Genomic DNA, 22,618 nt, shown 5'->3' with positions numbered 1-22,618 from the left:
GCAACGGCCCCGGCGATCGTCACGGCCGGCGACGCCCGGCACGGACCCCCGTGCCGTCGTCGGCCCTTCTCCCGCGGCCGCTACGGACCAGGCCCGCCAGAGCCAGCAGCGATCCCGCCCCTTCGGCGACGGCGCTGAGGGTTTTCGAGAAGAACCATACGGGATCGTACATTGCCGGAATCGGACCTATGGCCGGGATGTCCACGTATCTGTAGAGCATGACGGCGGCGAAGGCGCTCAGTGCCACCGCCAGGGCGAGTGCGTAGGCGGCGCGGCTGCCGCGGACCAGGACATAGAGGCCGGCCACCAGGGCCGCCGCGGCTTCGAGCAGGAACAGGGTGCCCTGGCTGATGGTGCCCGGCTGCGCGGCCTGGTAGCCCGGGGCCAGGAAGAGATGGACGCCGGCATCGATGAACAGCGCCAGGGCGGTCAATAAACGTAGAGCCACGTCTATGTATACGCCCGAAGTTCCCCCCCGGTTCACCCCGGACCCTTATATCTGCGGGTTTTATGGGGAATATTTAGGGGCATCCGCAGTCTTGCCCCTGTAGCGGGCAGCGAAGCCTGCGGCCCTACGAGTAAGGAGAATGACAATGACCCTTCCCCAGGAACTCACGCCGGGAACATGGCTCCTGGACATGTCCCACAGCGAGATCGGCTTCAGCGTCCGACATGCCGGAATCAGCAAGGTCCGTGGCCGCTTTACCCAGGCCAGCGCCGAAGCCAGGGTGGGGCGGTCCCTGGAGGAGTCCTCGGTGCATGCCACGGTGTCCACGGCAAGTTTTGACTCCGGTGACGCCAACCGTGACGCGCACGTGAAGGGCGCGGACTTCTTCGACGTCGAAAAGTATCCCGAAATGACGTTCCGCGGCACCCACATCGAAGGGGACGGGGAGGAATACACCCTGACGGGGGACCTGACCATCAAGGGCGTGACCAGGCCGGTGGAGCTTGAGGTTGAGTTCACCGGCGTCGCCGTGGATCCCTTTGGCGCCACGCGGGCAGGATTCTCCGCGGAAGCCGAAATCAGCCGCAAGGAGTTCGGGCTCACCTGGAACGCCGCGCTGGAAGCCGGCGGCGTGCTGGTCAGCGACAAGGTCAAGATCAACCTCGAGGCGGCTCTGGTCAAGCAGGGCTGACAGGCCGGACCGCGGCAAGGCAACGTCAGGCAACCGCCGTGGACCTCCGCCTGGTCCCCCGTGTGCTGTTCCTCCGGGCTGCGTGGCGGAAACGGGACCGCTGGGACGCCGCCCGGATCGCCGCACACCAGGACCATGCCCTGACGGAACTGCGCCGGGCGGCCTACGCCGGCTCGGAGTTCTACCGCCGCCACCATGCCGGCCTGCACGACGCTCCGCTGGACCGGCTGCCGCAAGTGACCAAAGCAGACCTGATGGAGCACTTCGATGAGGCCATCACCACCCCGCACCTGACGCTGGCGGAAGTGGAAGGCCATCTGCGGTCGCTCGTCGAGAGCGGTGGAGACCCCGGACTGCCATGGAAGGGCCGCTGGTGGGCGGCGGCGACAGCCGGGACCACCGGCCGGCGCGGAACGTTCGTCTGGAACCGCGCGGAGTGGGCTACCGTCCTGGCCTCGTACGCCCGCGCGAACGACTGGGCAGGGTTTACCCTGGGGCTGACCCGGCCGCTGAAGGTGGCCCTGGTCAGCTCGCGGGTCCCCACCCACCAGTCAGCCGTCGTCGGCGCATCGGTGCGCTCCGGAGTGGTCCCCACCCTTCGCCTGGACGTCACCGCACCCATGGAGGAGAACGTCGCCGCCCTCAACCGGTTCCAGCCCCGGGTCCTCGTCGGTTACGCCTCAGCGCTCAAACCCCTGGCCGCGGAACAGCTGGCAGGGCGGCTGCACATCGCGCCGCAGGGGGTGATGTCAGCCTCCGAGGTGCTCAGCGCCCAGGCCGCAGCGGAACTGGAATCCGCGTGGGGCAGCGCCCCTTTCGACGTCTACGCCGCCACCGAAACGGCGGGGATCGCATCCCCCTGCACCTACCGGAACCGCCACGTTTACGAGGACCTCCTCATCATCGAACCCGTGGACCAGGCCGGCAACCCCGTCCCGGCGGGGACAACCGGGTCCAAGCTCCTGGTCACCGTCCTGTTCTCCCGGACCGTGCCGCTGATCAGGTACGAGATGTCGGACACCGTAAGGCTCGGCGGCAGGGGCTGCCCCTGCGGACGCAGTTTCACCGTCATGGAGGATATCGAGGGGCGCATCGAGGACGTCCTGCAACTGCCGGGCAGGACCGGCACCGTGAACGTGCACCCGAATGTCTTCCACCAGGTCCTGGACCAGGCGGCCGTCGCAGGCTGGCAGGTCATCCAGGAACCGTCCGGGCTGCGGGTGCTGCTGGCCGGACTCGCACCCGGGCAATCCGAGGAAGGCGTCCGGGCTGCGGTGACCGCCGCCCTTATGGCTGCCGGCGCGGCGCACATGCCCGTGGACATCCGGCTGGTGGAGCGGCTTGAACGGACCGCCCTAGGGAAAGCACCATTCGTGCGCGCCTGGAAAAACCGGCCCTAAGGTGCCCCCGGACGGAGGTAACCGGCCCGTTGACGCCCGGCCTACACCGGTTCCGGCCGCACCTTCACGTTGCCCAGCGAGCGGATCAGAGCGACGGCGGTGATGGACCCGGCCGCCATGATCGAGGCCAGCACCACCACCTGGAACCGGCCGGCCTCCAGGGGTGAGGCGCCGCCGAAGATCGCGCCCACGAATGCCCCGGGAAGGGTGACCAGCCCGGTGGTCTTGGTTTGGTCCGTGGACGGGATCAGGGCCGAGTGCACTGCCTGCCGCGCCTGGAGCAGGGTGGCCTGCCGGGGCGTCGCCCCCAGCGCCAGCCAGCCCTCCACCTGGTCCCACTGCTCCAGGACGGCCTCGAAGAAACGGCGTCCGGCCAGGGTGGCGATGGTCATCGAGTTGCCGATCACGATCCCGCCCACGGCCAGCAGGTACCGCGGCGCGAATTCGATGGCGCCCGTTCCAAACACGACGGCCACCGTCACCAGGATGCCGGCAGCCATGGTCACCGCCACCAGGGCGAAGCGGCGCCAGGACCAGGTGAGCCTTCGTGTTGCCGTCACGGACGCTACGGTGAACATGACCAGCAGGGCCACCCCCACCCACAGCGGGTTGCTGATGACGCCGCCCAGCACCAGGCTGATGGCCGCGAGCTGGGCTGCCCCGCGGAGGATGGCCAGGGCAGGGGAGAGGTACGACGGCGTCCGCGCGCCCCAGAGGATTCCCACCGTGAGTGCCGCCAGGATGGCAAGGGCCACCAGGGTGGGCAGCAGGGTGGAAAGGGCGGGCATGCCGCCAGCTTACTGAGCGAGCGGTCCCGTCCCTGCAACGCCCGCTCACACCCGGCAGGTTTTGCTCGAGCGCCCGCCCACGTCTGACCCGCGGAGGCAACGGGTTGGTCAGTATGGCCGGAGGGGATAAGACTGTGGGTATGGCACGGGGAACGCTTCGGATCTTCCTGGGTGCGGCCGCGGGGGCCGGCACCACGTACTCCATGCTGCGTGAGGCGCACCAGATCCTGGCCGGCGGCAGGGACGTCGTGATCGGCATCGCCGCCGCGCACGGGAGGCCTGACACCGGGCAGCTCCTTGACGGGCTCGACGTCGTGGCGCCGCGCCTTCTGCCCGACGGCAACGGGGCGGAGGTACCCGAGCTTGACCTGGACGCTGTGCTGGCAAGGAAACCGGAGGTGGCCGTCGTCGACGAGTATGCGCACGTCAATGCTCCGGGCAGCAGGAATACCCGCCGCTGGCAGGACATCGAGGAGCTTCTGGCGGCGGGGACGGACGTGCTCACCACGCTTGCCGTCCAGCATGTGGCATCGCTGAAAGACGTCGTCGCCGCAATCACCGACGAACCAGACGGGGAACCGGTCCCGGACGCCGTGGTGCGGCGGGCAGACCACATCGAGCTGGTGGACATATCGCCCGAACTCCTGCGCCAGAGGGTTGCTGACGGGAACGTTGTGCCCAGGGACAGGATCGACGCTGCCCTGGCCAACGAATTCCGGCTGGGCAATCTCATTGCCCTGCGTGAAATCGCCTTGATCTGGCTGGCGGACCGGGTGGACGAAGGGCTGGCGGGCTACCGGAAAAGCCAGGGGATCACCGCCACCTGGCCGGCCCGCGAGCGGGTTGTCGTCGGACTCAGTGGAGGCCCCGAAGGGGAGCTGCTCGTCAGGAGGGCGGCCCGGATCTTGTCCCGGGTCAACGGCGGGGACCTGCTGGCGGTTCACGTCCGGCGCGCCGAAAGCACGGCCGCGACGCGGGGGCAGCTGCTGGACGCGCAGCGGCGCCTCGTCGCCGACCTCGGCGGCACCTGCCATACGGTGTCCGGTGAGGACGCAGCGGGGTCCCTCCTCGAATTTGCCCGCAGCGTCAACGCCACCCAGATCGTCATCGGCGCCTCACCGGGGACGCTCCGGAGCAGGATCCTCGGTATCGGTGCAGGCGCCAAAGTGGTCCGGGGCTCGGGCGATATCGACGTGCACATCGTCTCCCTTCCCCAGGGCGGCCCTGGGTTGCCGGGGCCATCTCCCGCGGCGCTCAGCGGCAGGCGCACGCTGATCGGCTTCGTCCTGGCTGTGGTCCTCCCGGTCCTGGTAACGGCGGCGCTGTCCCGCAATCCGGAGCTCAACCTCGCCACCCACGCACTGGTCCATCTGACCGGGGTGATGGCCGTGGCGTTCATCGGCGGCCTGTGGCCTGCGGTGCTCGCCGCCGTCCTGGACTCGCTGCTGCTGAACTACTTCCAGACGGACCCGGTGGGAACGCTCAATATCAGCGACCCGCAAAACGTCTTCGCGCTGCTGGTCTTCCTCAGTGCAGCGGTGGCCGTGTCACTGGTGGTGGGCCTGTCCGCAAGGCGCGCCCGGGAAGCCGCACGTGCCCGCGCGGAAGCCGCCACCCTCGCGGACCTCGCCCACGATGCCCTCCTGGCCGATGACACCGTTGCAGCGTTCATGGGCAAGGTCCGGGAAACCTTCCAGGTCCGTTCGGCCGGGCTCTTCACCACATCCGGGGACAAGGACGCAGCATGGGAGCTCCAGGCGTTCTCCGGGGAGGCGCCTCCTCCCTCCCCGGACACGGCAGGGTTGACGGACAGCGTGGAACTCGCCGACGAGCGGACCGCCCTGGTCCTCTCCGGACGCACCCTCACCGCCGGGGACCGGCTCCTCCTGTCCGCCCACGGCGCCCACCTCCTGTTGCTGCGCCAGCGCCATGCCCTTCAGCGGACGCTGCAGAGCACCGCGAAGATGGCCGAGGGCAACAACGTCCGCACGGCCATCCTGCGGGCGGTCAGCCATGACCTGCGCACGCCGCTGGCGGGGATAAAACTGGCCGTAACGGCCCTGCGGCGCCAGAGCCGCAGGCTTCCCGATGAGGTGCAGGCCGAGATGCTCGAGACCGTCGAGTCCTACACCGAGCGCCTGGACGCCCTGATCGCCAACCTCCTGGACATGTCCCGGATCTCCAGCGGTTCGGCTGCGCCACTGACAGCGCCCGTCACGTGGCGTGATGCAATCGAGGACGCGCTGCGCGGCCTCCCGGCGGACCGGATCCGGGTGGAGCTTCCCCCGGACATCCCTGCGATCTATGCCGACCTGGGGATGTTGGAGCGGGTCATCGCCAACATCGTGGAAAACGCGCTTAAATACGCGCCGGCGTCCGACGTGGCCATCGTCGGCGTTTCGACGCGAACCAGGGGAGTGGGCGACGGCGGAACCCCCTTTGGCGAGTTGCACATCGTCGATCACGGGCAGGGCGTGCCCGCTGCCGCCGTCGAGGGGATCTTCCAGCCCTTCCAGCGCCTCGACGACGCCCCCGCGGGACTCGGGATGGGGCTTGGCCTCGCCGTCGCGAAAGGCTTCACCGAGGCCATGGGCGGTCACCTGCTGGCCGAGCCGACCCAGGGCGGGGGACTGACCATAGTCATCCGCCTGCCCCAGGTTGCCGCACCGGACGTTTCCACCCCTCGCCGGAAAGCAGGCACCAGCACCTCATGAGGACAGTATTGATCGTTGACGACGAGCCGCAGTTCCTGCGTGCCCTCCAGGTCAACCTGGAGGCTGAGGGCTACCGGGTGCTGACCGCCCTGGACGGGGTGGCCGCCCTGAAGCACGCGGAAGGCGGCCATCCGGATGCCATGGTGCTGGACCTCGGACTGCCGGACATCAACGGCGTGGACGTGATCACCAGGATCCGCCGCACCAGCAGCATGCCCATCATCGTGCTTTCCGCCCGGCACGGGTCCGTGGACAAGGTCCGGGCCCTGGACGCCGGGGCGGACGACTACGTCACCAAGCCGTTTGGCCTGGACGAACTCCTGGCCCGGCTGCGCGTTGCCGGCCGCCGGAGCGGCACGTTGGACGTGGCCGACGGCGGGGCCGCCATCGATGTGGGTGATTTCCAGGTGGACCTGGCCAACCGGAAGGTGACCCGGGCGGGGGATCCGGTCCGGCTCACCCCCCGCGAGTGGGCCATCCTGGAAATGCTGGTGCGGAATCCCGGCCGGCTGATAACGCAACAGCAGATGCTCGCCAGGGTCTGGGGTCCCGGCTATGACAACGAGACCCACTACCTGCGCGTCTACATGGGCCAACTGCGGCGCAAACTGGAGGCGGATCCCGCCCGCCCCCGCCACCTGCTGACCGAGGCCGGCATGGGCTACCGCTTCGAGCCGTGACCTGCCGCCGGACCGCTCCGGCCGCCGTCGAACATCACGCGTAAAGGAAACATCAAGAATTCCCTTTCTGGCGCTTCCGCCAATTTCGCCGGTGCTAGCTTCGCAATGATCGCGGTGCAACGGGCAGCGCGGAAAGGCAGACATGACCACGTTGAGCAGGCCCCCGGCGGATCCTTCCGCCACCCACCCGCACGGAAGGGAGGCGCTGAAGGACTGGCTGCTGTTCGGGCTGCAGGACAGCAAGGGCACCCACCAGGGCCCCGGCGGTGTTCCCACCCAGCACGAAAAAAAGCACTCGTGGTGGCAGGTCATGTGCCTTACCGGCGTGGACTACTTCTCCACCCTGGGCTACCAGCCGGCCATCGCCGCGCTGGCAGCCGGTGTCATCTCCCCGCTGGCCACCCTGGTCCTTGTGGCCGTGACACTGTTGGGTGCCCTGCCGGTCTACCGCCGGGTTGCCGGTGAAAGCCCCCGCGGTGAGGGCTCCATTGCCATGCTGGAGCGGCTGCTGCCCCGCTGGGGAGGAAAGCTCCTGGTGCTGGTCCTGCTCGGGTTCGCCGCCACCGACTTCATGATCACCATGACGCTCTCGGCCGCCGATGCCACCGCACACCTGATCGGCAATCCTGTTGCCCCCGGTTGGCTCCAAAACCAGAACGTCCCCGTAACGCTTTTCCTGCTGGCCCTGCTGGCTGCCGTGTTCCTGCGCGGGTTCAAGGAAGCGATCGGCGTCGCCGTCTTCCTGGTTGTCCTGTACCTGGGCCTGAATGCGGTGGTGGTGGTTGCCACCCTGATGCAGGTGGTCTCCCACCCGGTGGCGATGGGCGACTGGTGGACGAATCTGTGGGTATCCCACGGCAACCCCCTGGTGACGGTGGCCATCGCACTGCTGGTGTTCCCCAAACTGGCGCTGGGCCTGTCCGGCTTCGAAACCGGCGTTGCCGTGATGCCGCAGGTCCGCGGAGCGGCGGATGACACGGAGGAGAACCCGGCGGGCCGAATCCGCGGAGCCCGGCGCATGCTCACCACCGCTGCGGCGATCATGAGCGTGTTCCTGCTGACCACCAGCTTCATTACCGTTGTCCTGATTCCGGAACAGGAATTCCAGCCCGGCGGCCAGGCGAACGGGCGCGCCCTGGCCTACCTGGCGCACGAATACCTGGGCGTGGGCTTCGGCAGCGTCTACGACATCAGCACCATCGGCATCCTCTGGTTTGCCGGTGCCTCGGCCATGGCCGGCCTGCTGAACCTGGTTCCCCGCTACCTGCCCCGCTACGGCATGGCCCCGGAGTGGGCCAAGGCTGTCAGGCCCCTGGTGCTTGTGTTCACGCTGGTCGGGTTCCTCATCACCTTCATCTTCAACGCCGACGTCGACGCCCAGGGCGGTGCCTACGCCACCGGCGTCCTGGTGCTGATGACCTCCGCAGCGGTGGCCGTCACGTTGTCGGCGCGCCGGCGCGGGCAACGCAACCTCACCTTCGGCTTCGGTGCCATCTCCGTGGTGTTCGCGTACACCACGGTGGCCAACATCTTCGAGCGGCCCGAAGGCATCCGGATCGCGGCGATCTTCATCCTGGGCATCATCGTCATCTCCCTGCTGTCCAGGGTCCGCCGGTCCTTTGAGCTGCATGCAACCCGGGTGCACCTGGACCAGCAGGCCCTGGAGTTCATGTCCAGCACCCTGGACGGCCCCATCGCGATCATCGCGCACGAGCCGCTGCGGATGTCTGCGGAGGCATACCGGGACAAGCTTGAGTCTGCCATCGAGGTCAGCCACCTCCCGTTGGCAGGCGATGCCCTGTTCCTGGAAGTGATCGTGGATGACTCCTCCGACTTTGAAACGGAACTGTATGTCCGTGGCGTGAACCGCCACGGTTACCACATCCTGGAAGTCCACGGGCCGGTTGTTCCCAATACCATCGCCTCGGTACTGCTGCATATCAGGGACGTCACGGGGCTCATGCCGCACATCTACTTCCGCTGGACTGAGGGGAATCCGATCACCAACCTGGTGCGGTTCCTGTTCCTGGGCGAGGGCGAAATCGCGCCGGTGACCAGGGAGGTGCTGCGCGAGGCCGTCCCGGACGTCACCCAGCGCCCGTGGGTCCACGTCGGCTGACCGGGGGATACGTCGTCGTCCCGTCCCTGTGCGCAGGGGCAGCCACGTGCGGCACTGTTGCCGCCACCCGCGCGGCGTCCGCCAGGCTGACCGGGACGTCCGCGCGGAAGGCCGCCTCGGCGTCGTCCTCCCGCACGCCCGCCGCCAGCACCATCACATGCACCATGTCGCCGTAGGAATCGTTGCAGGCCAGGATGTCGCCGGGCACTCTGTGCCCCTGCCCGCCCGTCGAGGGCCACGGCTGGAAAATGACCCACCACCCCTCGCCGTCCTGGTCGGGGAAAAGGTAGCCGCCGGCCGGGTGGAGGGCGCGGCCGTTCAGTGCGCGCCCGCCGTAGCCCTCCACGGCCTCGGCTGCCGCGGCAAACCTGACCCTGCCACGGTCATCGGGCGCCTCATCCCACCGCATCTCCGCTCCTTGCCGTCACGTGCATGTGCTGACCTGCCTCCATCAAAGGACGGTGCACGCGCGGCCGGGGCGGCAGGGCCGTTTTATTGACGGAATATTTACAGCCTGTCCCGCCGGGGAGATGCCTGGGCCACCAGCGCCGTGGTCGGCCACCATAATGGAACCCATGCACAGCCCCGTCACCATCCGCCCCATGTGCCCCGAGGACTGGGACGCCGTCCACGCGATTTACGCCGCCGGCATTGCCACGGGGGAGGCGACGTTCGAGAGCGAGCCGCCCACCTGGGAGGCGTTCGACGGCGGCCGGTTGCCCGGGCACCGGCTGATCGCCGAGGACGCGGGCCGGGTTCTGGGCTGGGCCGCCGTGACGTCCGTTTCGTCCCGGGAGGTCTACCGGGGCGTCGTGGAGCACTCCATTTACGTGGCGCCGGAAACGCACGGCCGGGGCGTGGGCAGGCTGCTCCTCGGTGCACTGATCGATTCTACGGAGGCGGCAGGAATCTGGACCATCCAGTCCAGCATCTTCCCGGAGAACACGGCCAGCCTGGCGCTGCACCGGAAGCTCGGCTTCCGGGTGGTGGGAACCAGGGAACGGATCGCGCGGATCAGCCACGGCCCCAAGGCCGGGCACTGGCAGGACACCCTGCTCCTGGAACGCCGCAGCGCGGTGGCCGGGACGGAGTAAGGCCTACCTCGAAGGCAGCGTCAGGATCTCGGCGCCGTCCTCCGTGATGGCGATGGTGTGCTCGGTGTGGGCCGTCCTGCAGCCGGTGGCGCTCCTTAGCGTCCACCCGTCGTCGTCCGTCACCAGCTGGTCCGTGTCCGCCATGATCCAGGGCTCCAGCGCGAGCAGAAGCCCGGGCCGCAGCTTGAAGCCGCGGCCGGGCCGCCCGGTGTTGGGCACGTGCGGGTCCTGGTGCATGGTGGAACCGATGCCATGGCCGCCGAACTGCGTGTTGACCGGATACCCCGCATCAATGAGGACGCGGCCGATGGCGTACGAGATGTCCCCGATCTTGGCTGCCGGCCCTGCGGCGGCGATCCCGGCTGCCAGGGCGCGTTCCGTCGCCTCGATCATCGCCACGCTCTCCGCCGGCCGTGATTCGCCCACGATGAAGCTGATGGCGGCGTCCGCGGCCATCCCGTTCTTGACGACGGCGAGGTCCAGGGTCAGCAGGTCGCCGTCGGCCAGTGCGTAGTTGTGGGGCAGCCCGTGCAGCACGGCATCGTTGACGCCCGTGCAGATGTAGTGGCCGAAGGGACCCCGGCCGAAGGACGGCGCGTAGTCCACGTAGCAGGATTCCGCCCCCGCGTCGGTGATCATCTCCTTGGTCCACTGGTCGATGTCCAGGAGGTTGGTGCCGACGGTTGCGCGGCTTTTCATCGCCTGCAGGATGTCAGCCACCAGGGCGCCGGTCTCCCGGGCGCGGGCCACCTCAGCCGGGGTGAGGATCTCGATCATGGTGCGCCCTTCGTGTGCGGCGGTTAGCTCCAGGTGCCATCCTATTTGCCCGTGCGCAGAAGGGTGCAAGGGGCTCTTTCGTACAGCGGAATGTTGGGGTTGCCAAAGACATAGATGAGTGTAAATATTTACGTGTGTCTATGTCTTTGGAGTTGACCCCGGTCCAGGCGGTGGCGTGCTGCGCGCCGCTTGCCCGGGAGCCTTTGTCCCTGCCGGAAGCTGAAGGGATCGCCCCCTTGCTGAAGGCCCTGGCGGATCCGGTCCGGCTGCGGCTGATGTCCATGGTCGCCTCGCATGAGGGCGGCGAAGCCTGCGTCTGCGACCTCAACGATGCCTTCGAGCTGTCCCAGCCCACCATCAGCCACCACCTGAAGATCCTGCATGAGGTGGGTCTGCTGGAGCGGGAAAAGCGCGGCGTGTGGGTTTACTACCGGGCCCGCACCGAGGCCCTGCAGAACCTGGCCGCCCTGATCGGCGGGCAGGCCGCATGACAGGTCTGGCCCGGCGTGCCACGGCAGAGTTCATCGGCACCGCGTTCCTGGTCATGGCCGTGGTCGGCTCGGGCGTGATGGCCTCCAGGCTGTCACCGGACGACGTCGGCCTGCAGCTTTTGCAGAACAGCCTCGCCACGGGTGCCGCGCTGGTGGCGCTGATCATGGCACTGCAGCCGGTGTCGGCGTCGTTCAATCCGGTGGTGACCCTGGTGGAGCGGGCGCTGGGGATGATCGACACCACCACGGCGGCCGGCCTGGTTGCGGGGCAGATCCTGGGCGGCCTGGCCGGCACGGTGGCCGCCAACCTGATGTTCGGGCTGGACGCCGTCAGCTGGTCCACGCACCAGCGCACCGGCGTCCCGCTCTGGCTTGGGGAAGTCATTGCCACGGTGGGCCTGCTGCTGGTCATCTTCGGCACCGTCCGGTCGGGCCGTGCTGACCGCGTGGCGTTCGCCGTCGGCGGCTACATCACGGCCGCCTATTGGTTCACCAGCTCCACCAGCTTCGCCAACCCTGCGGTGACCATGGCGCGCACCGTCACGGACACCTTTGCCGGCATCGCGCCGCCGTCGGCCCCTGCCTTCATCCTGGCGCAGCTGCTGGGCGGCGCCGCCGGATTCCTCCTGGTCCGCTTCCTCTACCCCTCCTTTGCTGCTGTTTCCGCCGCCCCGGCGGCCGACCGAAAGGTGCTCTCATGAGCTACAAGGCAAGCTCCGCATCCCTCCCCGTGGCCGTCATCGGCGCCGGGCCCGTCGGCCTGGCCGCGGCCGCGCACCTGCTGGAACGCGGACTGGAACCCATCGTGCTCGAGGCCGGGCCCACGGTGGGTGCCGCCATCCGCGAGTGGGGCCATGTGCGCGTCTTCTCCACGTGGAAGTACAACCTGGATGCCGCCGCCGTGCGCCTGCTGGAACGGGCCGGCTGGGAAGCGCCCCGCCCCACCGCGCTGCCGTACGGCTCCCAGATCGTCTCCGACTACCTGGAACCGCTGGCCGCCACACCGGAACTCAAGGACCGGATCCGGACCGGGGCGAAGGTAGTTGCTGTCAGCCGGCAGGGCATGGACAAGGGCCGCAGCCAGGGCCGCGACGCCGCCCCATTCCTCCTGCGCATCCAGGACGGCAGCGGGGAAACGTCGGAGCTCCTGGCCCGCGCCGTGATTGACACCTCCGGAACCTGGACCACGCCGGCGCCCTTGGGAGCTTCCGGCCTGCCCGCCCCGGGTGAGGCGGAAGCCCGGGCCGCCGGGCTGGTCACCGGGCCCCTGCCGGACGTGACCGGCGGCGGATTCGCCGGCCGCCGCACCCTTGTCATCGGCTCCGGACACTCCGCCGCCAACATGGTCCTGGACCTGGCCCGCGTGGCCCGCGCCAACTCGGGAACGGAAGTCTTCTGGGCCATCCGGGCCGCCACGCCTGCCCGTGCCTACGGCGGCGGGGACGCCGACCAGCTGCCCGCCCGCGCCCAGCTGGGCGCCCGGCTGCACACCGCCGTCGACACCGGTGCCGTCCAGCTCCTCACAAACTTCCACACCGGCCGCCTCGAAACCCGTGACGGCAAGGTCACCGTGCACGCAACGGATGGCCGCAGCCTCACCGTGGACAGGGTCATCCCGGCCACAGGGTTCCGGCCGGACCTGTCCATCCTGTCCGAGCTGCGGCTGGACCTGGATCCGGCGGTCGACGCCCCCAAGGCCCTGGGCCCGCTGATCGATCCTGACTTCCACAGCTGCGGCACGGTTCCGGCCCATGGCGCCAGGATCCTGGAACAGCCGGAAAAGGACTTCTACCTGGCCGGCATGAAGTCCTACGGCCGGGCGCCCACCTTCCTCATGGCCACGGGCTACGAACAGGTCCGCTCCATCGCCGCAGCCCTGGCAGGCGATACCGAAGCCGCGGACGCCGTGGAACTCGAACTGCCAGAGACCGGGGTGTGCTCCACCAGCCTCCCTACCGAGGCCGGTGACGCCGCCGACACCGCCGGGGACTCCTGCTGCGGAACGTCCGCGCCGGTGCCCGTGACCATCGGCTTCGCCACGGGCCTGCAGCACGGACGCACCGCCGAACCTGCCAGCCTATGATGTGAACACCGGCTGATGTCCAAGGACGGGAGGCCCCGATGACGGAACGGGACAGTGATCCAGTGAAAGCGGACCTGCTGTGGATCGCGGCCGACTTCCGGAACATCGTCCTGGGCGCCAGCGATGACGAGCTGGACCTCCCGTCCATCGGAACGCGGTGGACCAACCGGCAACTGCTCTTCCACATGGTCCTCGGCCAGAACATCACGCTGGCGGGCATACCGCTCCTGGGGCTGTTCTCGCACCTGCCGCCCCTGGCCTCCCGGACCTGGAGCCGCCTCCTGGATTCGTGCGCCCGCCCGTACAACTGGGTGAACTGGGCCGGGAGCGCGGCCGGGGGCCGGGTCCTGAAGCCAGCCGGCATGCTCCGGATGATGGACCGGACTACGGCGGTGATCGTGAACTGGTACGGCCACGCCAACCAGGATGCGCTGGGCCGCGGCATGACGATGCCCACCGCGTGGGACCCCTATTTCATGCCGTGGATGAGCCGCCGGGACGTCCTGGAGTGGGCGCCCAAGCACTACCGTCACCACCGCGCGCAGCTCAGCCTGACCACGCTGCCGTCCCTGCCCCCAGGCAGGTAGCGCGGACTAACCCTCGCACCGGGCCTGCGCCGTTTTGCTGCCACGCGCCTCTTCATTTCCGACGCGCAAATTCCCATTCGCGGCCCTGATTTGGGCTGCGTGGGGGAATATGAGCCGCGAAGATGAAGTTGCGCGTCGCTGAAGCCAGCCGGCCGGGGCTCACCGGCTCAGTCCGTGATGTCGGTGCTGGTGCTCAGCTCCTGCCACTGCTCCAGCTCGGCGCGCTGGGCTTCCGCCACCTTACCGAACGCGCCGAAGGCGTCGGTGCCCAGGACCAGGAGGCCCGGCGGGTTGGCGGATTCGACGACGGCGATGATGGCCCGGGCGGCCTTGTCCGGGTCGCCGGGCTGGTTGCCGTGGGCGGTGTCGTGTTCCTTGCGGCGCTTGCCGGCCGTGTCCGCGTAGTCGTCGATCGCCGTCGAGGACTGGGTCAGCGAGCGGCCCGCAAAGTCCGTCCGGAAGCCGCCTGGTTCGATGGCGGTGACGTTGATGCCCAGCGGTTTCAGCTCGTTGCGCAGAGACCCTGACATGCCCTCCAGTGCCGCCTTGGTGGCCGCGTAGTAGCCGGAGCCGGCGGGGGTGATCCGGGCGCCGATGGATGAGATGTTCAGGATGGACCCGGCCTTGTTGGCACGCATGCCCGGGAGGACTGCCTTGATCATGTCCACGGCCCCGAAGAAGTTGGTGTCGAACAGGCGGCGGATGTCGCCGTCGTCCGCTTCCTCCACGGCGGCCCGGTAGCCGTAGCCGGCGTTGTTGACCAGCACGTCGATGCTGCCGAACTTTTCCTCCGCCGCCTTGACCGCCGCGCTGATCTGCGCCTTGTCCGTGACATCCAGGGGGAGTGCCAGTGAGGTGTCAGGGAAGCCGGCGGTGACCTCCTGCAGCGTCTCCACCTTGCGGGCGGTGACGACGGCGTTGTGCCCGGACGCGAGCACGGCTTCCGCCAGTGCCCGGCCAAGTCCGGTGGAGCAGCCTGTGATGAGCCACGTTGCCATGGTTTTTCCTTTCATAGGGGGTTGGAGAGTGAGGCGGACGCCGGCAGTTAAGCCCGGTGCCGCCGTCGTGCCTGTGCCGTCAGTTCATGGGCGCCGTAGCTGTTGTCGTCCGGGTTGACGGTGACGCCGGGCGCCACCAGCTGGTCGATGCGGTCCAGCACCTCGGGCGCCAGCTTGGTGTCCGCCGCGGGGAGGTAGGACTCCAGCTGCTCCATGGTGCGCGGACCCACGATGGCGGAGGTAACGCCGGGGTGGTTGATCACGAACGCGATGGCCAGCTCGATCATGGTGACGCCGGCCCATTCGGCCACCTGGGCGAGCTCCTCCACGATGTCCAGCTTGCGCTGGTTGGCGGGCTGGGTCATGTCGAACCGGGCGCTGGGGCGGGCACTGGAAGTGGGCCTGGATGCCGAGTCCTTCCGCCACCGGCCGGAAAGCCAGCCGCCGGCCAGCGGGCTGTAGGTCAGTGTCCCCATCCCGTGCCGCTGCACAGTGGGCAGCACATCCTCCTCGATGCCGCGGGTCAGGATGGAGTACGGCGGCTGCTCGGTGACGAACCGCTCCAGGTTCCGTTCGCGGGACGCCCACTGCGCCTCCACGATCTGGGAGCCGGAGTAGGACGAGGAGCCGATGTAGCGCACCTTGCCCTGGCGGACCAGGTCGGTGAGGGCGCCCAGGGTTTCCTCCACATCGGTGTCCGGGCTGGGCCGGTGCACCTGGTACAGGTCGATGTAGTCGGTGTTCAGCCGGCGCAGCGAGTCCTCGACCGCGCGCATGATCCAGCGGCGGGAGCCGCCCCGGCGGTTGGGGCGGTCCTCATCCATGGGCATAAAGAACTTGGTGGCCAGGAAGACGTCATCGCGCTTTCCCGCGAGCGCCTCCCCGACAATCTCCTCGGAGGCCCCCGCGGAATAGACGTCCGCGGTGTCGACGAAGTTGATGCCGGCGTCCAGGGCGTGGTGGATGATGCGGGTGGCGTCGGCGCGGTCGTTGTTGCCCCACGGGCCGAACATCATGGCGCCGAGGCAGAGGGGGCTGACCTGCACACCGGTGCGGCCAAGCGGGCGGTATTCCATGCTGGTTCCTTCTCTTCTTGGGCTTCTAGGCTTCGGGGATGACCATGGCGAACCGCTCGGGGCGGGCCACGTCCGGGTCGGGGCCGCTGCGGACGCCGGTGTCCAGGGCGTCGATGGCGGCGAGCTCGGCCGCGGAAAGCTCGAAGCCGAACACGTCGAAGTTCTCCGCGATGCGGGCCGGGTTGGTGGACTTGGGGATGGCGGAGCGGCCCTGCTGCAGGTGCCAGCGGAGCATCACCTGGGCGGGGGTCTTGCCGTGGGCCTGCGCGACGGCGGCGATCGCCGGGTCCCGCATGACGTTTTTCCGGTTCTCGCCCCAGCCCGGGTAGAACGTGATGCCGCCGATCGGCGACCACGCCTGGGTGAGGATGCCGTGCTCGGCGTCCGCCGCCTGGACGTTCCGCTGGGCGAAGTAGGGGTGCAGTTCGATCTGGTTGACGGCCGGGACCACGTCGGTTTCCTCGAGCAGCTGCGCCAGGTGGTGAGGCATGAAGTTACTGACGCCGATGGCCCGCACCCTCCCGTCCTTGAGCAAGGTTTCCAGCGCCTTGTACGCGGCGATGGTCTTCTCGAACCGGTCCGGGGCGGGCTGGTGCAGGATGAACAGGTCCAGCTGCTCCACGCCCAGCTTGCCGGCGGCCTTGTCCCAGGCGTGCAGGGCCCGGTCGTAGCCGTAGTCGCTCACCCAGACCTTGGTCTCGATGAACACCTCGGCCCGGTCCAGGGCTGAACGGCGGATGCCCTGGCCAACCTCCCGCTCGTTGCCGTAGGCGGCGGCGGTGTCGATGTGCCGGTAGCCCACCTCCAGCGCGGTCTGGACCGCCGACGTCGTCTCTTCCGGGGGACTCTGGAAGACGCCCAGGCCGAGCGCCGGCATTGTGATTTTGTTGTTGAGCGTGAGTTCCATAACCATGCCTTTCACGGTATTGGGGTGGACGGGTTTGTGGGAGGGGCTGGCAGTCCCTCCCTTGGGATATTTGCCCGGCGTAGCGTGGGTGCCATGACGAACAGCGATGACGTGCGGAAGTTCCTGACCTCCCGCCGCGCCAGGATCACACCGGACGACGCCGGGCTGCCCGCGTACGGCGGCAACCGGCGGGTTAAGGGCCTGCGCCGGGAGGAGGTGGCCATGCTCGCCGGGATGAGCATCGATTACTACATCCGGCTGGAGCGGGGAAATCTGTCCGGAGCGTCGGACAGTGTCCTGGAGTCCCTGGCCCGCGCCCTGCAGTTGGACGACGCCGAGACAGCCCACCTTTTCGACCTGGCCCGCGCGTCCACGGCTGCTCCGCGGGCACGGCGCAAGCGGAGCCCGCAGACGGTGCGGCCCAGCGTGCAGCGGGTGATCGATGCAATTACGGCGGCGCCGGCCTGGGTCCGCAACGACCGCGGCGATGTGCTGGCGTCCAATGAGCTGGGCCGGGCCCTGTACCTGGAGATGATGACCGACGGCGGCACCCCACCCAACAGCGCACGGTTCACCTTCCTGAGCCCGAAAGCGCGGGAGTTCTTCGCCGACTGGGAGCGCGCCGCTGACGACATCGTGGCCGTGCTGCGGTCCACGGCCGGGAAGAACCCGTACGACAAGGACCTGTCCGACCTGATCGGGGAGCTCTCAACGCGCAGCGAGGAGTTCCGCGTCCGCTGGGCCCGGCACGACGTGAAGTACCACCGCACCGGCCGCAAACGACTCCACCACTCGATCGTGGGGGATCTGGACCTGGCCTACGAGGCGATGGAGCTCCCCGCGGATCCCGGGCTGCGGATCAACATCTACACCGCCGAGCCAGGCAGCCCGTCCGAGGACGCGCTGAAGGTCCTCGCCAGCTGGGCGGCTACGCAGGCGGCGGCTGGGGTTCCGGCCCAGGAGAAGGCCACCTGAGCCAGCCTGCGCTGCGCAAACCCGTTCTCGACGCGCATACTCATATGCGCTCCCCATATCCGTCCTCGACGCGCATATTCGTAAGCGCACCCCATATTTGGGCCGCGCCAGGGAATGTGCGCGTCGTCAGCGGCTTTGCGCGTCAGGACTGCGCGTTGATGAACCCAATGATGATCGCCGTCCACCAGCAGAGCTGCGAGACCACCAGGCATGACATCAGGTGGACGCGCTGGCCAGTGGATAAATCCTTGAACGCAGTCCTGGCAGGGAGCCGCGCCAGCCGCCGCATCAGGGGGATCAGCATGATTCCGTTCAGGCTGAGCACCAGGACCGCCGCGAGCTTGACCTCTGTCATCGGGCTGTCCAGGTGCGGGCTCAGGAACACCCCGGTGGCAAGCATGCCGGCCAGGCCACCCCAGATTAACGGTGTTGCTGCCCCATCGAGTCGAATGATTTCACCGAGTGTCCGCCGGCCGATCAGCCACAGGAATCCATGCCAGTCGACCAGGATGATGGCGCCGAAAGCCACAACGAGGAAAAGGTCATGCACCACCAGATCGACGTCGTGGACGAAGCCGTCAACGCTGACCGCGGCTGACAGCAACACGGACAATAGCCACGCCGCGATGGCAACACCGGACAGGGCAGCAACAAGGCGCCGCGTGGACCGCTCAGATTCACGGTGCAGCCTGATGGTGCGTCTGCTGACGGGGACATAACTCATGACATACCTCTGCGAGACCTGTCAGCGATGGCCGTCCCAGCCGGGCCCGGGCGTAGCTCCAACATAGCCCCGTCGCGTGGCCGTCAACAAGGAAAAATCACCCGCTGATGCACCGTCCGCTCCTGGCCCCGCTTCGGTGCACGGCCGCCGTTTTCGACGCGCATATTTGCCGTCGCCACGCATGCTCCCTTGCGACGCTCGTATACGGGGCGCGGGAAGGGATATGCGCGTCAGAGGCGGTTTTGCGCGTCGATAACGGCAGAGCGCGTCCGACGGCGGCCCACACCTGCCGCCGCCAGCTTCCGTTCCAGCGTCCCGGGCACCTTGAGGTCGGCCCAGTCCCAGCGCACCACGTTGTAGCCCAGGGCGCGGATCCGGTTTTCGCGCTGCTTTTCAGCCACAACAGCCTGGGATGCGGTCAGGCCCTTGAGGAACTCGGACTTGAGGTACTTTTCCTCGCCGTCGAATTCGCCAACAACCCTGGACTCCTTCCAGTGGAAATCCGAGTAACCAACCAGCCCGTCCGCGTCGGAAAACCGCTGTTGGAGGACCGGGGGTTCGAAGCCGGCCACATGGATCAGCGCCCGGCTCCAGGACTCCCCGGCCGAGCCTGAAGCGGGATCGGCAAACTCGATGGCCGCCCGGATTCTCCGCGTGGCAGCGGCGGAGTAAATCGATCCCATCCCGCTCTCCAGCTCAGCCTTGGTGATGGCAGGCAGCTGCCGGCGCGGATCCGGCCGGAGCACATGGTCCAGAGGCGCAACGGCCTCGGCGAAGGGGTTGAAGGCTGCCAGGTCCAGGACGGTCCGGATGCGGTCGGTGACCAGGAGGCCCTCCAACCGGACCACCTTCAAATCCGCCCGCGCCGCAAAGTGCCGGCTGACTCCGGCACGGGACCGGCCGCCGTCGTTCTTCAATGTGAGTGCCTGGACCGGGTGATGAAAGCCGATGGTGGGGATTTCCCACACGCTTGCCGCGGAATGGCGGGCGAAAACTGTGGGCTTCTCGAATGCTTCCGCGGCCGCCTGGATGCGGACCCGGTACTGTTCCCACGGCTTCATGGCCCGCCACGCTGGGCCGTCGATGTAGATGCCGTGCCGCACCCGGACCAAAGCGCCGGACCGCACGCGTTTGGCGAGATCGTTGGCACTCAACCCGTGCAGGTTGCGGTCGCGCGACAACAGCAACGGTGGAAGATCGGTCATGCAACCACATTGCCCGGCACACCTTCGCTGCAGGAGTGGAGAGCGCCGCTATGTGGAAAAGCCCGGGCGACGCGGCCGCCCATTTTCGACTCGCATGCTCCCCGGCGCACCCAACATACGGTCTGCGCAGGGGAATCTGCGCGTCGAAAACCGGTCTGCGCCCAACCCGCTACACAGCGGCCGGCTCAACCGAGGCGCGGGAGAGGGACCGCCGCCGCTTGATCCACCGTTCCGCCGCACCCATGGCCCGGGTGGCCCCTGCCCAGTAGAGGACGCCGCAGGCCAGGGACGCCAGCACGGCCAGTCCTTTGTCCGCCCGCTCGAAGAGGTCAACGGAATCAAACAGGGGATACACCAGCCAGTGGGTGACGTAGATGTAGAGCGAAGCGCTCGCCAGCAGCGCCATGATCCGGTGGAGTCCCCGGGGCACCCGCAGCGTGGGCAGCCAGAGCAGGATGAGGCATCCTGCCAGGATGGTGGCGCTGCGGTACGGGTTGTCGAAGGAGGCCGGAGCCGCCAGGACGGCCAGAACCGTAACGGCTGAACGCTGCCACAGGGTGCGGGACGCGGCGGCCGCCCAACCCAGCCCGAACAGCCACAGGACCGGCCCCTGCCCCGGGTACCGGCTCTCCACCAGGCCAAAAAGCAGGGGCAGATCCACCAGGACCAGGGCCACCCCAAACGCCCACGGCCAGCGCCGCACCGCCCGGTCAACGGCCGGTACCGCCAGCAACAGGGCCAGGCCCAGCAGGATGTGGACCAGAACCTCCACGAACCAGAACCGCGAGTAGTCGCTCCACCCCGCCGGCCCCACCAGTGAGTTCAACAGGAAAACGTTGTGCAGGGCGTACTTGTCCGTCACGGCGAAGGCCAGCGCGATCACGGCAACGCTCGGCACCACGATCCGCGCGACGCTGCGCAGGTGCCGCCGGAACCGTTCCGTACGCTCCCCCGACAGCTGGAAGCGGGCGAAGTTGTAGCCGGCCACCGCCATGAGCACGTGGGCCGTGCCTTGCCAGTGGAAGAACCCAATATGCGTGGAGACGATCGCGATGATGGCGACGGCGCGCAGCACTATCCCGGTCTCCATCGGCGCGAGCAGCCTCCGCCGGGCCCTGCGCACCCAATTGCCGGAAGCAGTGCCGGAAGGCCCGGCAATTCCGGAAGGCCCGGCACTGCCGGGAGGCGCGACGGCGGCGGGCACCACGTGCGGCGATGGCGACAGTTCGCAGACCGGCATCAGGTGCCAGCCCCCGGGAAGGTAGCCCAGGGCCCGCTCCAGCCGGACGGACGCCGCCACGTAGGACAGTGAATCGCCGCCCAGGGACACGAACGAATCGGTCCCGGCAACGTCGTCCACCTCCAGCACCTCGGCGAAGATGCGCCGCACGTCATCCGAGCCCGCGTCCACAACCCCGGCCGGCCCGTCGTCGTCCGCTTCTCCTCCACAGGCCAGCGCGGCGACGGCAGGATAGTCCGGCTTTCCGTTGCCAAGGCGCGGGATGGCTTCCACCGGGTAAAGGTCGACGGCGGCGCGCGGCAGGCCCAGGTCCTGCGCCAGGGTTTTGGCGAGCAGCGCCACGTCGTGGTCGCCTTCGATGGCGGCCACCACGGCGTCGTCGGAGCCCGCTGCCGCAGCCGTCACCCCCAGGTCCGCCAGCATCCGCTCCACCTGCCCAAGATCCACGCGGAGCCCAACGATCTTCACGAACCTGCTGCGCCGGCCCACAATCTCGTAGAGCCCGTCCGGGCCGCGGCGGGCCAGGTCGCCCGTGCGGAGCTCGGTGACCACCCGGCCCAGGCCGAGGTCCGCCGGCTGTTCGGCGTACCCCAGCATCACGTTGGGGCCGGAGTACACCAGCTCGGACGCGTCCAGGCCGGGCACCGGCTCAAGCCGGAAGGACCCGCCCGGGATGGGCACGCCGATGGCCTCCGGGCGCTCCAGGGCCTGGTCCGGCGGCAGGTAGGCCATGCGGGCGGTGGCCTCGGTCTGCCCGTACATCACGAACAGGTCCCACCCCTGCCGCCGGCCCAGCTCAGCGTAGGCGCGCACGCGGTCCGGGGCCAGCCGTCCGCCGGCCTGGGTGATGTAGCGCAGGCTTGGCACCTCCATGTCCTTGAAGCCCACCCGGTCCAGCAGGTCGAAGGTGTACGGCACTGCCGCGAAGGACGTCACGTTTTCCGTGCGGACCAGGTCCCAGAAGCAGGGGTCCACTACCGAGAGGTCGGTCAGCGCCAGGGAGGCGCCCGCCAGGAGGTGGCTGTTCACCACGCTCATGCCGTAGCAGTAGGAGAGGGGCAGGGTGGTGGCTGCATTGTCGCTGGGGCGCAGCTGCAGGTACTGGGCGATCGCGGCGGCGTTAGCCTGGATACTGTCGGCGGAAAGCCGGACGAGTTTGGGGGAGCCGGTGGACCCGGACGTGCTCAGCAGCAGCGCGAGTTCCGGGTGCAGGTCATGTCGGGTCTGTTGCCGCCGGACATCCAGGGCGGCTTCGGTGCCGGAGACGCGGACAACCACATCGGGGTCGTACGCCGCCACCAGTGCGCCCGCGGCGGAGTCCCCCGCGGGCAGGATCAGTAACGGATTGCCGGAGGACAGGGCTGCCAGGTACGCCACCAGGGCCGGAAAAGTGTTCCCGGCTTCCAGCGCAATGAGGCGCCGGTCCGGCCCGAACGCGCGGACCATGTCCTCCACCTGCCGGGCCAGTTCCCGGTAGCTCAGCGACCGGCCGTGGGCGCTGACGGCTGGGCGGTCGCCGAAGCGGGCCAGGTCCGCGGCGAACGGAACCCCGGCGAGCTTTGTCTCTGTAGTCACCGGAGAACCATAGAAGGGTAACCTAACCTAACTCAAATGGATTAGG

21 protein-coding genes are annotated in these 22,618 nt (G+C 68.4%); 11 read left to right on the top strand and 10 right to left on the bottom strand.

The window, feature by feature from the left end; all coding sequences use genetic code 11:
* Positions 1–19 precede the first annotated feature (19 nt).
* On the bottom strand, positions 20–433 hold the full coding sequence (locus LDO14_RS16055) for a hypothetical protein (RefSeq protein ID WP_018768790.1): 414 nt from the start codon (positions 431–433) through the stop codon (positions 20–22).
* A gap of 160 nt (positions 434–593) precedes the next feature.
* On the opposite strand from LDO14_RS16055, the gene LDO14_RS16050 reads away from it, so the two are divergent.
* Positions 594–1,139 (top strand): YceI family protein, encoded by a 546-nt coding sequence (locus LDO14_RS16050; protein ID WP_018768789.1) that lies wholly within the window; start codon positions 594–596, stop codon positions 1,137–1,139.
* A 38-nt stretch (positions 1,140–1,177) separates the two neighbouring features.
* A complete protein-coding gene (locus LDO14_RS16045; RefSeq protein WP_223992544.1) occupies positions 1,178–2,539 on the top strand; it encodes a phenylacetate--CoA ligase family protein in 1,362 nt (453 codons plus the stop codon).
* Between the two features lie 41 nt (positions 2,540–2,580).
* On the opposite strand, the gene LDO14_RS16040 is transcribed toward LDO14_RS16045, so the two are convergent.
* A complete protein-coding gene (locus tag LDO14_RS16040) occupies positions 2,581–3,327 on the bottom strand; it encodes an ABC transporter permease (protein ID WP_223992542.1) in 747 nt (248 codons plus the stop codon).
* 140 nt (positions 3,328–3,467) lie between these two features.
* Here LDO14_RS16040 and LDO14_RS16035 point away from each other — a divergent pair, with 140 nt between their 5' ends.
* The 3 genes from LDO14_RS16035 (at position 3,468) to LDO14_RS16025 (ending at position 8,840) form a co-directional block, all read left to right on the top strand.
* On the top strand, positions 3,468–6,041 hold the full coding sequence (locus LDO14_RS16035; RefSeq protein ID WP_223992541.1) for a DUF4118 domain-containing protein: 2,574 nt from the start codon (positions 3,468–3,470) through the stop codon (positions 6,039–6,041).
* Positions 6,038–6,721 (top strand): response regulator, encoded by a 684-nt coding sequence (locus tag LDO14_RS16030; RefSeq protein WP_144601359.1) that lies wholly within the window; start codon positions 6,038–6,040, stop codon positions 6,719–6,721. The genes LDO14_RS16035 and LDO14_RS16030 overlap by 4 nt, the downstream gene beginning before the upstream one ends.
* A gap of 142 nt (positions 6,722–6,863) precedes the next feature.
* On the top strand, positions 6,864–8,840 hold the full coding sequence (locus LDO14_RS16025; protein ID WP_223992539.1) for an amino acid transporter: 1,977 nt from the start codon (positions 6,864–6,866) through the stop codon (positions 8,838–8,840).
* Here the strand turns inward: LDO14_RS16025 and LDO14_RS16020 are convergent.
* A complete protein-coding gene (locus LDO14_RS16020) occupies positions 8,809–9,249 on the bottom strand; it encodes a hypothetical protein (RefSeq protein WP_056392795.1) in 441 nt (146 codons plus the stop codon). The genes LDO14_RS16025 and LDO14_RS16020 overlap by 32 nt on opposite strands.
* Positions 9,250–9,415: 166 nt before the next feature.
* Here LDO14_RS16020 and LDO14_RS16015 point away from each other — a divergent pair, with 166 nt between their 5' ends.
* On the top strand, positions 9,416–9,934 hold the full coding sequence (locus LDO14_RS16015; RefSeq protein ID WP_018768782.1) for a GNAT family N-acetyltransferase: 519 nt from the start codon (positions 9,416–9,418) through the stop codon (positions 9,932–9,934).
* Between the two features lie 3 nt (positions 9,935–9,937).
* On the opposite strand, the gene map is transcribed toward LDO14_RS16015, so the two are convergent.
* Positions 9,938–10,711, bottom strand: a complete 774-nt coding sequence (gene map / locus LDO14_RS16010) for a type I methionyl aminopeptidase (RefSeq protein WP_018768780.1) — start codon at positions 10,709–10,711, stop codon at positions 9,938–9,940.
* Positions 10,712–10,851: 140 nt separating this feature from the next.
* Here map and LDO14_RS16005 point away from each other — a divergent pair, with 140 nt between their 5' ends.
* From LDO14_RS16005 to LDO14_RS15990, 4 genes are read left to right on the top strand one after another with little or no spacing between them, the layout of a single operon-like run.
* On the top strand, positions 10,852–11,202 hold the full coding sequence (locus LDO14_RS16005) for a metalloregulator ArsR/SmtB family transcription factor (RefSeq protein ID WP_018768779.1): 351 nt from the start codon (positions 10,852–10,854) through the stop codon (positions 11,200–11,202).
* Positions 11,199–11,903, top strand: coding sequence for an aquaporin (locus LDO14_RS16000; RefSeq protein ID WP_134164054.1), 705 nt, complete (start codon positions 11,199–11,201; stop codon positions 11,901–11,903). Before LDO14_RS16005 ends, LDO14_RS16000 begins: the two co-directional genes overlap by 4 nt.
* Positions 11,900–13,285, top strand: coding sequence for an FAD-dependent oxidoreductase (locus LDO14_RS15995; protein ID WP_223992537.1), 1,386 nt, complete (start codon positions 11,900–11,902; stop codon positions 13,283–13,285). The genes LDO14_RS16000 and LDO14_RS15995 overlap by 4 nt, the downstream gene beginning before the upstream one ends.
* A gap of 38 nt (positions 13,286–13,323) precedes the next feature.
* Complete coding sequence (locus LDO14_RS15990; protein ID WP_223992535.1) at positions 13,324–13,872, top strand: DinB family protein; 549 nt, start codon at positions 13,324–13,326, stop codon at positions 13,870–13,872.
* Between the two features lie 167 nt (positions 13,873–14,039).
* Here LDO14_RS15990 and LDO14_RS15985 read toward each other — a convergent pair whose 3' ends face one another.
* From LDO14_RS15985 to LDO14_RS15975, 3 genes are read right to left on the bottom strand one after another with little or no spacing between them, the layout of a single operon-like run.
* Complete coding sequence (locus LDO14_RS15985) at positions 14,040–14,870, bottom strand: oxidoreductase (RefSeq protein WP_223992532.1); 831 nt, start codon at positions 14,868–14,870, stop codon at positions 14,040–14,042.
* 47 nt (positions 14,871–14,917) lie between these two features.
* Entirely contained in the window at positions 14,918–15,946 is a 1,029-nt protein-coding gene (locus LDO14_RS15980) for an aldo/keto reductase (protein WP_223992529.1), read from the bottom strand.
* 25 nt (positions 15,947–15,971) lie between these two features.
* Entirely contained in the window at positions 15,972–16,853 is an 882-nt protein-coding gene (locus tag LDO14_RS15975) for an aldo/keto reductase (RefSeq protein WP_223992527.1), read from the bottom strand.
* A 93-nt stretch (positions 16,854–16,946) separates the two neighbouring features.
* On the opposite strand from LDO14_RS15975, the gene LDO14_RS15970 reads away from it, so the two are divergent.
* A complete protein-coding gene (locus tag LDO14_RS15970) occupies positions 16,947–17,828 on the top strand; it encodes a helix-turn-helix transcriptional regulator (protein ID WP_056393152.1) in 882 nt (293 codons plus the stop codon).
* A gap of 142 nt (positions 17,829–17,970) precedes the next feature.
* On the opposite strand, the gene LDO14_RS15965 is transcribed toward LDO14_RS15970, so the two are convergent.
* The 3 genes from LDO14_RS15965 to LDO14_RS15955 form a co-directional block, all read right to left on the bottom strand.
* Positions 17,971–18,552 carry a hypothetical protein gene (locus LDO14_RS15965; RefSeq protein ID WP_018768771.1) on the bottom strand — a complete coding sequence of 194 codons (582 nt, stop codon included), beginning with the start codon at positions 18,550–18,552 and terminating at the stop codon, positions 17,971–17,973.
* A 230-nt stretch (positions 18,553–18,782) separates the two neighbouring features.
* Positions 18,783–19,757, bottom strand: a complete 975-nt coding sequence (locus LDO14_RS15960; RefSeq protein WP_223992525.1) for a type IV toxin-antitoxin system AbiEi family antitoxin domain-containing protein — start codon at positions 19,755–19,757, stop codon at positions 18,783–18,785.
* A gap of 169 nt (positions 19,758–19,926) precedes the next feature.
* Entirely contained in the window at positions 19,927–22,572 is a 2,646-nt protein-coding gene (locus LDO14_RS15955) for an AMP-binding protein (protein ID WP_223992523.1), read from the bottom strand.
* Between the last annotated feature and the right edge of the window lie 46 nt (positions 22,573–22,618).

This window comes from Arthrobacter sp. NicSoilB11 (assembly GCF_019977375.1).
GTDB lineage: Bacteria > Actinomycetota > Actinomycetes > Actinomycetales > Micrococcaceae > Arthrobacter.
This window is presented reverse-complemented; position numbering and strand designations above follow the sequence as displayed.